At 43.8% G+C, this 12,041-nt stretch carries 11 protein-coding genes; 6 read left to right on the top strand and 5 right to left on the bottom strand.

Annotated features, from left to right (window positions below; all coding sequences use genetic code 11):
• Window positions 1-200: 200 nt before the first annotated feature.
• The 3 genes from secDF to K9M52_RS12765 all read right to left on the bottom strand — a co-directional run bounded on the left by secDF (window position 201) and on the right by K9M52_RS12765 (window position 4,838).
• Window positions 201-3,377, bottom strand: a complete 3,177-nt coding sequence (secDF, locus tag K9M52_RS12775; protein WP_224068816.1) for a protein translocase subunit SecDF — start codon at window positions 3,375-3,377, stop codon at window positions 201-203.
• A gap of 357 nt (window positions 3,378-3,734) precedes the next feature.
• Window positions 3,735-4,382: an FKBP-type peptidyl-prolyl cis-trans isomerase gene (locus tag K9M52_RS12770; RefSeq protein WP_224068815.1), complete on the bottom strand. Its 648-nt coding sequence runs from the start codon at window positions 4,380-4,382 to the stop codon at window positions 3,735-3,737.
• A gap of 93 nt (window positions 4,383-4,475) precedes the next feature.
• Complete coding sequence (locus K9M52_RS12765; protein ID WP_224068814.1) at window positions 4,476-4,838, bottom strand: hypothetical protein; 363 nt, start codon at window positions 4,836-4,838, stop codon at window positions 4,476-4,478.
• Window positions 4,839-4,997: 159 nt separating this feature from the next.
• Here K9M52_RS12765 and K9M52_RS12760 point away from each other — a divergent pair, with 159 nt between their 5' ends.
• From K9M52_RS12760 to K9M52_RS12735, 6 genes are all read left to right on the top strand, one after another.
• Window positions 4,998-5,867, top strand: a complete 870-nt coding sequence (locus K9M52_RS12760) for a hypothetical protein (protein WP_224068813.1) — start codon at window positions 4,998-5,000, stop codon at window positions 5,865-5,867.
• A gap of 290 nt (window positions 5,868-6,157) precedes the next feature.
• On the top strand, window positions 6,158-6,439 hold the full coding sequence (locus K9M52_RS12755; protein WP_224068812.1) for a co-chaperone GroES: 282 nt from the start codon (window positions 6,158-6,160) through the stop codon (window positions 6,437-6,439).
• Window positions 6,440-6,485: 46 nt separating this feature from the next.
• Window positions 6,486-8,117, top strand: coding sequence for a chaperonin GroEL (gene groL / locus K9M52_RS12750; RefSeq protein ID WP_224068811.1), 1,632 nt, complete (start codon window positions 6,486-6,488; stop codon window positions 8,115-8,117).
• 277 nt (window positions 8,118-8,394) lie between these two features.
• Window positions 8,395-9,660 carry a T9SS ring complex lipoprotein PorK/GldK gene (gene porK / locus K9M52_RS12745; protein WP_224068810.1) on the top strand — a complete coding sequence of 422 codons (1,266 nt, stop codon included), beginning with the start codon at window positions 8,395-8,397 and terminating at the stop codon, window positions 9,658-9,660.
• 56 nt (window positions 9,661-9,716) lie between these two features.
• On the top strand, window positions 9,717-10,763 hold the full coding sequence (porN, locus tag K9M52_RS12740) for a type IX secretion system ring subunit PorN/GldN (protein WP_224068809.1): 1,047 nt from the start codon (window positions 9,717-9,719) through the stop codon (window positions 10,761-10,763).
• A 126-nt stretch (window positions 10,764-10,889) separates the two neighbouring features.
• Window positions 10,890-11,174: a Sec-independent protein translocase subunit TatA/TatB gene (locus tag K9M52_RS12735; protein ID WP_224068808.1), complete on the top strand. Its 285-nt coding sequence runs from the start codon at window positions 10,890-10,892 to the stop codon at window positions 11,172-11,174.
• 39 nt (window positions 11,175-11,213) lie between these two features.
• Here K9M52_RS12735 and K9M52_RS12730 read toward each other — a convergent pair whose 3' ends face one another.
• Entirely contained in the window at window positions 11,214-11,513 is a 300-nt protein-coding gene (locus K9M52_RS12730) for a hypothetical protein (RefSeq protein ID WP_224068807.1), read from the bottom strand.
• 54 nt (window positions 11,514-11,567) lie between these two features.
• The gene (locus K9M52_RS12725; RefSeq protein WP_224068806.1) at window positions 11,568-11,864 is read right to left on the bottom strand and encodes a HesB/IscA family protein; all 297 of its coding nucleotides are present in this window, start codon (window positions 11,862-11,864) and stop codon (window positions 11,568-11,570) included.
• Window positions 11,865-12,041 lie beyond the last annotated feature (177 nt).

Raw genomic sequence — 12,041 nt, 5'->3', positions numbered from 1 at the left:
CATTTTTGCACCGGATTTTATTTTACGGTAAATGCTACCCTAAGAAATACGCCAGCTTACATGCTTACATAAATCAAACAGGCCAAAAAGGGCCTGGATGCCCTGCATCACTTTTTCAGTTTTTCCATGTAGGTACCAAATTAAAATCCCGTTCAGTTTAGACGGACTGAACGGGATTTTAGTATTTATTAGACTAATTCCTATTTAGAAGGATGTAACTTTTCGTGATGTTTACGCTCCATTACCGAGTGATCCTTCACTTTTCCTAAAGGTTTGCCCTTAGCAAAATCAATCAAAATCGGTGCCGCAACAAAGATTGAGGAATAGGTACCGGTGATCACACCGATCAGCATCGCAAAAGAAAAGCCTCTAACGACTTCCCCGCCAAAGATAAACAGGATCAAAATCGTTAAAAATACTGTTAGAGACGTCATGATCGTACGGCTCAGGGTCTCATTGATCGCCTTATTAATGATGGTCTCTTTATCGAGCGTATGAAGGATACCTGCGTCTTCACGGATACGGTCATATACAATCACGGTATCATTCATGGAGAAACCAATAACCGTCAATACCGCAGCGATAAAGTGCTGGTCGATTTCCAGCGGGAACGGTACGATGTTTCTGAAGAAACTAAAGACGATCAGTGTTACGAGTACGTCATGTAACAGGGACACAATAGTACCCAGAGAGAACCGCCAGTCCCTGAATCTGATGAAGATATAGGCACAGATGGCAATGATGGCAAATATCGTTGCCTTTGTCGCCCCCGCCTTCAGATCTTTGGAGATCGTAGGCAATACGGTTTGCGAACTCTGGATATAATTATTCTTAAAGCTATTAAAAGTAGTTGCCTGAGGCAGGTAAGGCTGAAGGCCCTTATACAACTCTTGTTCTACCTTGGCATCCACATCTTTACCCGTCTCATGGATCAGGTAGGAAGTCGTGATATTTAACTGCTCAGGAACATTAACTGTTTTAATGATCGGGGCATCCTTGAAGATCGCTTTCAGGTCATCTCTTACCTTATCCTGATCCGGCGCTTTTTCAAACTTAACGGTATAGCTACGGCCGCCGGAGAACTCTACCCCCTCGTTGAAACCATTATAGAATGAAGCTGCCCCTAAAACCACCACAAACACAGAGATAACGTAGGCTACCTTACGATACTTTACAAAAGGAATCGCACGGTGTGCAAATACTTTTTTGGATATTTTGGTGAAATATTCGAAGTGTCTCTGTTTATTGGTATAGATATCGGATACCAGACGGGATACCAGGATTCCGCAGAATAACGACAGCAGAATACCGATGATCTGCGTGGTTGCAAATCCCAGTACTGGGCCAAGCCCGAAATAAAACAGGATAATAGCTGTCAGCAAAGTAGTTACGTGAGCATCCAGTACCGGTGCATAGGAACGTTTGTATCCATCTTCCACCGCATGTAAATATCCTTTCCCTCGAACCAACTCCTCTTTAATACGTTCAAAAATAATTACGTTTGTATCCACGGCCATACCTACAGTTAATACTAAGGCCGCAATACCCGGCGCCGTCAGCGTAAACCCTAACGAACAAAGCACGCCGATTGTAAAGAGTAGATTCAGCGTAAGGGCAATATTAGCGATCCAGCCAGCTGTATTAAAATACAATAACATCAAGGCAAAGATCACGACAAAGGATAAACCAAAGGAAATCATACCACCCGTGACTGCTGCCTGCCCCAAAGTGGGTCCAACGATTTGCTCCTGAACGATTTTCGCGGGTGCGGGCAGTTTACCGGATTCCAGAATGTTGGCCATATCCTGTGCCTCAGCGACCGTATAGCTACCGGTGATCTCTGAATTACCACCGGTGATTTCATTACTAACATTGGGTGCACTGTAAACAATGTTGTCCAACACGATGGCAATGGGTTTACCGACGTTCTTTTTGGTCATATCTGCCCAAATGCGCGAACCGGATTCATCCATCTTCATATTTACAGTTACCTGACCCATTTGGTTATTGCCCTGGCTGGCATCTGTAATATGATCCCCTTCCAGTCTTGCCTGTCCATTATCCAGGGTTTTGATAGCATATAACTGCAATACGCCACGCATCTGCTCATTTTTCTCATCTGGTTTTCCATACATAAAGACCAGATTAGAAGGAAATGCGGATTTAACGATCTCACTGTTGAGCAATTTGTTCAGCTTAGCGGTGTCCGATTTGCTCACCATACCGATATAGGAAGGGTAACCGACATGCCCCTGCTCGTCCTGATAAGGACGGGCTATATCCAGGAATAAAGAACTGAATGGATATTTCTGACGGATCAGCTTTGCACTGTCAACTGCTCCGCTGGCTGTTTTATCTGAATCTGCAAATGTGGCATTGGTATCCGTATTGGTCTTTTCCAGCGCGGACAGCGATGTATTGCCACCTTTCGCTGTATCAGCTTTCGCCGCAGCGGGAGCTGTGGTAGCAGAAGCCGCAGGTGCAGCTGACGCAGTATCACCACTTTCCGTTTTTTCGCCGGCACCGGCTTTTGCCAGTAAGCCATCCACTTTCTGGAAGTCGGCACCGATATCCTGAATATTATAGACTTCAAAGAACTGTAAGTTGGCAGTAGATTGCAAGTAATGACGAACACGCTCTGCATCATTGACACCTGCCAGTTCAATCGTAATAATACCTTTTGCCTCATCCGGGTTAATGGTTGGAGAGGACAGTCCAAAACGGTCAATACGGGTTCTTAAAATTTTATAGGTATTGGTAAAGGCTGCTTTCGCTTGTTTACGCAGATAAAGGATGACCTGATCGTCGGTTGACTCATAGGTCAGTTCTTTATTACTTTTCTGTGCAAAGAAAGGGGCCAGTTTCTTACCGTTACTTACTTTTTTCCACTGTTCGGCGAAAAGTGAAATGTAATCTGTATTATCATTGGCTTTGATTGCCTTTGCCTGATCAATGGCTTTATTGATGGAGGGGTCTTTAGAATAATTGGACAATGCATGCACAAGTCCGTCAAGCCCGACCTCCATAGTCACACTCATACCACCCTGCAAGTCCAGTCCCAGCATGAGCTCACTGTTTTTCGCCTTTTGGTAGGTAGTCATGCCAAACGGACCGATCTTAGCGTTGCGGGTGCTGTCCAGCAGGTGCCTTGTCTGCGCTTTTTGAATCACCTCCAGAGAATCTGCATACAACTTCTGCTGCTCCAGATTGCCGGCATATTTTTGTTCAGGTGTGGCATAATTTGCTTTTACCCAGGCACTTGCCTTCTTTTCCATTTTGTTTTCATGGCTGTGCACCATCCAGGTGAAGGAGAGCTGATAGATACAAATCAGCACCAGAGCCACGGTAAAGAAACGTACTAATCCTTTTAATTGCATAAAATTCGTAGGGTAATTTGTTTTACTAAATTTGCGCAAAGATAGGGTTTGCGATTGAATTGTGTTAAATAAAAATTATAAGCCGTTTTTAGCAGGAAAATGCCTTGTTTAGAGGCTTTTAGCATCAGTCCCTTACCCTGAACACTCAACCACTTAACCGCAGGAAGTCCGAAAGATGCTTTCAGCGGTTAGTTTTTTCCGGATGCTAAGCTAAGGGTTTTACGTCAAAGGATTGGGTTAAATCCACAAAATATCGAAAATATAATTGTATTAAGGACCGGGACCAGACATAAAATGGCCGGTTCAGATTGCTGAGCCGGCCATCTTTAATCAATATTTAAATTTACATCGGTGTAATTAGTTATTTACCCCAAATTCTTTGTTTTCAATAAAACCTTTAACAGTAATATCAAAATAAAGTGGAGAATTTGCAGGTATTCCTTGCATTTTCTGATTAGCGTAGCCATAGGCTGACGGGGTCAGTATCCTGATATGTCCACCTTTTCCGACCTTACCTATTAGCAATTGCCAAGCAGCAATAGTAACCGGCAGGAAGAACGTGGCTGATTTTCCAGATTCAGTTTCATCAAAAGTTGTACCGTCTAATAAAGTCCCTTTATAGGTGGCCCATACCCCTAATGTAGAATCAGAATATGTATTATGGACAGTTACATCCTTGTCACCTGTACCACCCAAATCTGTAATCGGTACTTGAACACTCCCGGCAGACATATCACCTGGATCCACAATCTCGTAATATAAATAAGGAGCAGCAATCGTAGATTCCTTTATTTCTCCTGTTGATCGATTATAAGAAAAATAGGAATAATCGCTGGATTGTGTTTCCAAATTATAGCCTGTAGAGTCTATAAATGCCTGTAAAGAAGGAGCTTCATCAGCAGGGTCTACCGGCGGAATATAATCAGGTGTGTCACTTTTCAGACAAGAACTCATTACCACACACATCGCGGCCACCATGCTGACCGACATTAGGAATTTTTTCATTGAAGATATTTTTGAATTTAACACGTAAAACGTGTACTGTTAAATAAACGCTACAATATTCATGCAGAAATGTATAAAATTTTTGAAGAAAGCTTAAGCACCCTTAACCGCCTCTGTGTCAGTATCCATCTGCGCCGTCTCTTGCTGTTCCTTTTTAAGCTTGGCCAGTAATTCTTTATAGCTCTGCTCATTCATTTCCCACTTCTGTTTCTGGGAAAAAACAGCAAACATCATGGCTATAATCAGAACGGCAATAATAAGGAGTATCGGATTTACATCCGTTGACAACTCCATCATGGCCCTTTTATACCAGCCGCTGAATACACAGATCAGGATTCCGGCTCCTACAGAAAGACCAATTGGTAAGCCCGCCCTGGCCTGGCGCAAAAGCTTGCTTTCTTTTTCCCTGTTGGCCGCCCAATAACGCAAAAATTTCTCCTGTTCTGCCGTTAACATGCCGCAAAGTTATCCAAAGTTTTGTTGCGGATGTCGGAATGTTATTAAAATATTACGCAAAAAAATTTAGTAGAAATTTACTTTTCTACTGAAAAATGAACTAAACTTGCAGACCACTATTATCCATTTGAATTACAGGAAACTAAAAATAGGCAAATTTTGAGCTTATCTACCCGCTATATCAGAGAATTTCTGGAACTGAACAAAACTGTTACCCTCGAGAAAATCGGCACGCTAACCCTGCCCGATGCCATTACGAAAGACGAAGAAGGTAATATTATCAGCAGTCCCCAGTTTATCTATGACAAAAAAGCGGTAACCTCCCCGGAATTCATTGATTATCTGTCAGAAGCGATTCAAAAATCTCGTACAATCGCGGCCTCTGACCTGGAATACTTTCTCGATCAGACCCGGCAGCTGATGAATATCGGATCCAATCCTTTCATTATTGATGGCATTGGGTATATATATGCCGATAAGAGTGGCACCTATCAGCTCAGCACAGAAAAGTTAGAAGACACAAAAGAGAAAGAGAAAAAACATTTTGAGGACAGCTACAGCAATTCACCGTTAACCTCTGCTACAAATTATGCCAACCGTCGAGCCAATAAAAGAGTCATTGGTCGCTGGATACTGATCTTGCTCATTATCGGTATCATCGTCTATGGCGCTTACTATATCCCAAAATCCTCTTTTAATTTTCTAAAAGACAGTACACCAGATACGGCCGCTGTCGCCGATACTGTCGCAAAGGCTGCCGTCACATCTACGCCTGCCGCCTCTAACCCGGTACGTAAAGAAGGCAGTTATCATTTTATCTTCCAGACATACACGTCGATTACGCAGGCACAAAAACGCATGGACCAGTTAAAAAGCTACGGTAATATCGTTTTACTGGATTCCAGTGACGTGGCCGGGGCAAAACACTACCGGCTCTATGTTGCTATGGAAAATGTAAAACCGACAGATACTATCCGCCTGAAAGACAGCCTCCGGTCTTATTATGGCCATCCGGTCACAATAGAATAATCTTTATAATCAAGCCTTTTTGCTGGTCGAAAATGCCGATGTCTATATACGCTTCCCCCAATTATGGGACAGCGGGCCTGTTCATCGATATGCCAAATATGCAATTTTGTCACACTTCTCGCCCTGAAACTTGCAAAGTGACAAGTTTTACCCGTCAAAATGAGCCTCTTGTCAGTTTTTGACCGCCATTAAATGAAATTTTGACCCATTCTCCTGCCATGGCAATAAAATTGCTAACCAGTAGTTGTTTGAAAAAATATTCTAACCATAAACCATTAAATACTTTTTCTATGGCAAAAAAATTAAACATAACCCCACTGCATGACAGGGTTATCATTCAGCCAGCAGCGGCCGAAACCAAAAGTGCCGGCGGAATCATTATTCCTGATACAGCAAAAGAAAAACCTCAGCGTGGAACAGTAGTCGCTGTCGGAACAGGCAAAAAAGATGAGCCTTTGACAGTTAAAGCCGGCGATGCAGTTTTATATGGCAAATATGCTGGCCAGGAAATTGAATTCGAAGGCAAGCAGTACCTGATCATGCGTGAGAGCGATATCGTTGCGATCGTTTAATCTTCTTTAAAAATAATTCGTAAACAATAAAGTTTAATATAGTATTATGGCAAAACAGATCTTTTTTGATATAGACGCCAGAAATAAGATGAAAAAAGGCGTTGATACCCTGGCCAACGCAGTAAAAGTAACCCTGGGCCCCAAAGGCCGTAACGTGGTTATTGAAAAGAAATTCGGTGCTCCTTCCGTTACTAAAGACGGTGTTACCGTTGCAAAAGAAGTGGAATTAGAAGACGCTATCGAAAATATGGGTGCACAGATGGTAAAAGAAGTAGCTTCCAAAACTGCGGATATCGCAGGTGATGGTACGACTACCGCTACCGTTCTGGCACAAGCCATTATTGGAGAAGGCCTCAAAAACGTTGCTGCCGGCGCTAACCCAATGGACCTGAAACGCGGTATTGACAAAGCCGTAGGTAAAATCGTAGAAAACCTGCGTTCTCAATCCCAGACAGTAGGCAACGACAGTAAAAAAATAGAACAGGTTGCGGCTATTTCTGCCAATAATGACAATGAAATCGGCAAACTGATCGCTCAGGCCTTTTCTAAAGTAGGAAAAGAAGGTGTGATCACTGTTGAAGAAGCAAAAGGTACAGAGACCACTGTAGATGTGGTAGAAGGTATGCAGTTTGACCGTGGTTATATCTCTGCTTATTTTGTGACCAATACAGAGAAAATGGAAGTAGAGTTAGAAAACCCTTACATCCTGATCTTTGACAAGAAAATCTCTAATCTGAAAGAGATCCTGCCTTTGCTGGAAAAAATCGTTCAGTCTTCCGCTTCTCTGCTGATCATCGCAGAAGATCTGGAAGGTGAAGCGCTTTCTACACTGGTGGTAAATAAATTACGGGGTCAGCTGAAAGTGGCTGCTGTAAAAGCTCCGGGATTCGGTGACCGCAGAAAAGAAATGTTGCAGGATATCGCTGTATTAACCGGCGGTACCGTAATCAGCGAAGAACAGGGCTTCACGCTGGAAAACGCTGACCTGCCTGCTATGGGCCGCGCTGCTTCCGTTACCATAAATAAAGATAATACCACTATCGTTAACGGTAAAGGCAAAAAAGCAGATATCCAGGCCAGAGTGGCTCAGATCAAATCTCAGCTGGCTAGCTCTACTTCTGACTATGATAAGGAAAAATTACAGGAACGCCTGGCTAAATTGGCCGGTGGTGTAGCTGTTCTTTATGTAGGCGCTGCTACTGAAGTAGAAATGAAAGAAAAGAAAGACCGCGTTGACGATGCCCTGCACGCAACCCGTGCGGCTGTGGAAGAAGGTATCGTACCCGGTGGTGGTGTCGCCTATATCCGTGCTACTGCCGCTCTGGAAAAATTCAAAGGCCTCAACGCTGACGAAACAACCGGTATCGCCATCATTAAACGTGCCATCGAAGAACCTATCCGCCAGATTGTTAAGAACTCCGGCGTAGAAGGATCTATCGTCGTACAGACCATTAAAGAAGGCAAAGCCGATTTCGGTTTTAACGCGCGTACTGAAGTATTCGAGCCTTTACTGAAGGCAGGGGTGATCGATCCGACCAAAGTAACACGCATCGCTCTGGAAAATGCCGCATCTATTGCCGGTATGCTCCTGACCACAGAATGTGTTATTGCCGACAAGCCAGAGCCTAAAGCCGCGGCACCGGCTATGCCTGATCCATCCATGGGTATGGGCTACTAATTTCAAAAAACACTAATATCGAAGGGCTGTTCTGAAGAAATTTAAGGACAGCCCTTTTTCTATCTTGCCGATCGAGAAATTGTCCCGGCCCGTCCGTCTCGTTCTATTCTATTTTTCTTCGGGATCTTCACGTCTGTCCAACACAATAAACAAATTACAATAAGCGTTTTTAAACAACAAATACCACTGAATGGCGGTATTTCTGGGCAAATAAGGTATTGCAGCATTCAACAATTAAACAAAATCACAGCTGCTTCAATGCAGTAGACCCTCTTATATGACTGGACATAAAACGCATTTATTATTACCTTTCCTATTGATACTGATTGGCTTGGGGAGCTGTAAAACAAAAAACATCGGGGCCTCTGCTTCTGATGACGGCGTCGTGCATGGCATTAAATATGAAAAAGGCCCAAAAGGGATGGATCTTCCTTCTAATATGGTCTATGTACCCACTGGTTCATTTACGCTTGGAAGTAATGAAACAGCAGGAGCAGGAACAGCAAGCGTATCCGTCAATGGTTTCTGGATGGATAAGTACGAGGTCACCAACGCACAATACCACCAATTCGTAAATTGGGTGAGGGATTCTACTGCTGCTACCATACTGGGCTATGTCCATGTTTCTCAGGAAGGTGATACATCTGTAGATTGGTCCAAAGCTAAAAAGATCAATTACGCCGATGAAGATATCCAGGAAAGGCTCAGCAGACTGATGCTGCCTTCCCAGGATTTATTGAATAACCAACCTGAACTGGACCCTTCCAAATTAATCTACAGAGCTAAAGGGTATGATTTTAATGCGGCAGCCCATCATCCAGACCAGCCCAGAAAGAATTTTATTTATAGTTATGATGTGCCTATTTATCCGGACACACTGGCATGGATCAAAGATTTTGACTACTCATATAACGTTTCTATGGCAAGGGACTATTTTGAGAATCCCGCCTATGCCCAATACCCCGTTGTAGGCGTCAATTGGCGCCAGGCGACCGCATTTGCTCACTGGCGGACTTATTATTTGAACCAGTACTTAGGCAGAAAGAAACTGGCGGTACAAAATGCCTATCGGCTGCCGACAGAAGCAGAATGGGAATATGCTGCCCGGGGTGGCCACAATAATTTTTTATATCCCTGGGGCAATTACCTGAAAAACGCTGAAGGGTGCATGATGGCAAATTTTAAAAACGGCAAAGGAAATTATACCGACGACGGGGCGCTCTATCCGGCCCGCGTAGATTCCTACCTACCCAATGATTTTGGCTTGTTTAATATCGCCGGGAATGTAGCGGAATGGACAGCCACCAGTTATATAAACGGCTATCAGGCCTACGATAATGACTTTAACCCTAATATTTATATCAATGCAACGGACAGTGACAGTCAGGATAAAAAAAGAAAGACCGTCAGGGGGGGCAGCTGGAAGGATCCTGCCGTAGGTATCCGGGTCAGCTCCAGAAGTTACGAATATATGGACTCCAGCAGATCTTACATCGGTTTTAGATGTGTTATCGATATCCCTCCAGGCACACCCAAAAAATAAAAATAATTGTCGTATTTGATGGCAGTGAGCCTGCCACTTATGATCAATCAAAGCACATGAAACGATTTTCAACAAATAAGGACATTTATCTAGGAATCTTCAGCTGTCTGCTGCTCGCCACAGGTCCGCTCATAGCGCAGCCTTCCAATAATAGCGGGTATGACGCTCGCAACATCGATACTGCCGCAACGCCACCGAATTTCTTTTCCCAGGGAGCAGGCGACAGCTTACCGGTACAAATTATCAATAATGGCCCGGCATTGCCTCAGGGCAAAATGCCGCTGCGCAATGATTTTCCTTACCAACAGGCTCCTTATCAGCAAAGTAGTGCCCTGCCCTACCCCAGTGTGCGTCAGGAGAATATCACCTTCAACGTCCGTATCTGGGAAAATATTGATACCCGCAAACCTGGCAACCGACATCTAATGTATGCGCTGGACGATTTCGGGGCCCATCAACTGATCACCCTCATGCTTTCTGCGATCAATGAAGGCAAGATTACGGCATTCAGCGCCGAAGATGACAGATTTACCACCCCTATGACTCCTCAGCAGGTTAAAGAATCGATGGGTAACGGTCTGGATACCTCCGCTGTTTATGACCTGGACGGCAATATTACCGGCTACCAGGTAAGATCTAAAACCATCGACCTGGATTCGGTATTCACGTATTGTTTGAAAGAAGACTGGTTCTATGACAAAGGTTATGGAAAAATGATGGTTCGGGTGCTGGGCATCGCCCCCATTGTCCCGTATAAATTATCCACCGGTGAGACAATCCCCAATAGCGAACACGCCCTATTCTGGTTATACTTCCCCGACCTGCGTTCCATTCTGACCAAATACAAGGCATATGATAATGGAGCGACCGGAACGAAAATCCCTTTTAATGAGCTTTTTGACCTTCGGCAGTTCGATGGCAAAATGGTCAAATCCGACTATCAGAATCCGGGAGAAATATCTTGGAATACGCTGATACCTGATCTGGATGAACAAAGAGCAACGGCCGGTAAAATCTGGGAACTCATTGATAGCTATGGCAAAGACAAATATCATATGATCTCTGAAACACTTCCCGAAAGCGGCAAAAGACGCCGCAAATAAACTACCCCGGCTTTAAACAGAGGATAAATTAAGGGGCGATGAATAAATACCGTTTTTATTCTCCTATCTTTGTCTGGCTTTCTGTTCACTTTATCAGCAAAACAGCAGCGGTAAAATTAAAAAGTCATGGGTGAAATCGGCATAAAAGAGCTCTTACTGATCGCTATCGTAATATTGTTATTATTTGGCACCAAAAAACTACCTGAGCTCATGCGTGGGCTCGGCAAGGGTGTAAAGACTTTTAATGACAGCAAGAACTCTGTGATGGAAGAAATGGATAATATCAAAAAGCCTATCAATGCCGTCAAAAATCCGATCGGCACGGCTAAAAAAGAAGTGATGTCCAGCCTCGCCTCCAAGTCCAGTATCACCGATCTGGACCACGAGCCGGTAGCAGAGAAAAAGAGCTAGTGTTAGCCGACCTCTTCCAAAATGCCATCAACGGATTACTTATGTATCCCCGGTTTCATGGCCCCATACAGGATGTTTGTACTGTCTGGCAACATACCAAAAAGTGACTATACCTGCCAGCAACCATGTAATGCCTCCCACCAGATAATACGCCGGTCCGAGTTCTGGCTCATTCTTCCATATCCAGGCAATTATCAATAGCAGCACCCCTTCTATCATAAAGAGTATGGCCCTGTCTTTAAGTCTCTTTTGCCTCGGCACCTCTGCTTTAGTCTTTGAGCGGACTTTACTCACCACGCCCATTATGATGACGAACTGTAAAAACCAATACTGATACATAAGCCAACCATTTTATGGAGAATTATCTCTTTTGCAAGCTATCTGCCGCCAAACCTAATCAGCTGCGGACAAAAAACGGAAGCCTTGTTCTGTTTCCGTTTCCAGATAATCCAGTTTAATTCCCTGGAGTTGCATGAGTTGCCCCTTATTGACAATACAGTCAATGCCGCCTATAGTAAATAACTGATCCGACTTTTCAGCCTTATCAAATCCTAAAAAATAGGTTACCGCTATACCGCATCCCCCGCCTCTGGCCCCTAACCGAAGATAAGGATTACCCTGTTTAGCAGCTGCGGACCTTAACATCTCAATCTTCTCTTTCGCCGCAGGGGTCAAATCTATAAAGTCCATAGATTTTCAAAATTTCAATTGATTCAAAGATAGATAAAATTCGGCTAAAACACAGGTTAGAAGGTTTTTACAAACCTTCGTTCGTTGAGGAATCCCTAAATTCCAAAAAAATCAATGAACTCCATTCTAATATGGTAATTTTGCACCTGTTTTCAGACTGGCCATATCGATGGCAAC

This window comes from Arachidicoccus terrestris (assembly GCF_020042345.1).
In the GTDB taxonomy this organism is placed as follows: Bacteria; Bacteroidota; Bacteroidia; order Chitinophagales; family Chitinophagaceae; genus Arachidicoccus; species Arachidicoccus terrestris.
The sequence above is the reverse complement of the archived record's forward strand: the minus strand, read 5'-3'. Positions and strand labels throughout refer to the sequence as shown.

Bases quoted from the DNA above. Each gene is read 5' to 3' on its own strand.
- porK (WP_224068810.1), top strand. From the start codon at position 8,395: ATGACTGGACATAAAACGCATTTATTATTACCTTTCCTATTGATACTG.
- secDF (WP_224068816.1), bottom strand. From the start codon at position 3,377: ATGCAATTAAAAGGATTAGTACGTTTCTTTACCGTGGCTCTGGTGCTG.
- K9M52_RS12765 (WP_224068814.1), bottom strand. From the start codon at position 4,838: ATGTTAACGGCAGAACAGGAGAAATTTTTGCGTTATTGGGCGGCCAAC.
- K9M52_RS12730 (WP_224068807.1), bottom strand. From the start codon at position 11,513: ATGTATCAGTATTGGTTTTTACAGTTCGTCATCATAATGGGCGTGGTG.
- groL (WP_224068811.1), top strand. From the start codon at position 6,486: ATGGCAAAACAGATCTTTTTTGATATAGACGCCAGAAATAAGATGAAA.
- porN (WP_224068809.1), top strand. From the start codon at position 9,717: ATGAAACGATTTTCAACAAATAAGGACATTTATCTAGGAATCTTCAGC.
- K9M52_RS12725 (WP_224068806.1), bottom strand. From the start codon at position 11,864: ATGGACTTTATAGATTTGACCCCTGCGGCGAAAGAGAAGATTGAGATG.
- K9M52_RS12735 (WP_224068808.1), top strand. From the start codon at position 10,890: ATGGGTGAAATCGGCATAAAAGAGCTCTTACTGATCGCTATCGTAATA.
- K9M52_RS12755 (WP_224068812.1), top strand. From the start codon at position 6,158: ATGGCAAAAAAATTAAACATAACCCCACTGCATGACAGGGTTATCATT.
- K9M52_RS12770 (WP_224068815.1), bottom strand. From the start codon at position 4,382: ATGAAAAAATTCCTAATGTCGGTCAGCATGGTGGCCGCGATGTGTGTG.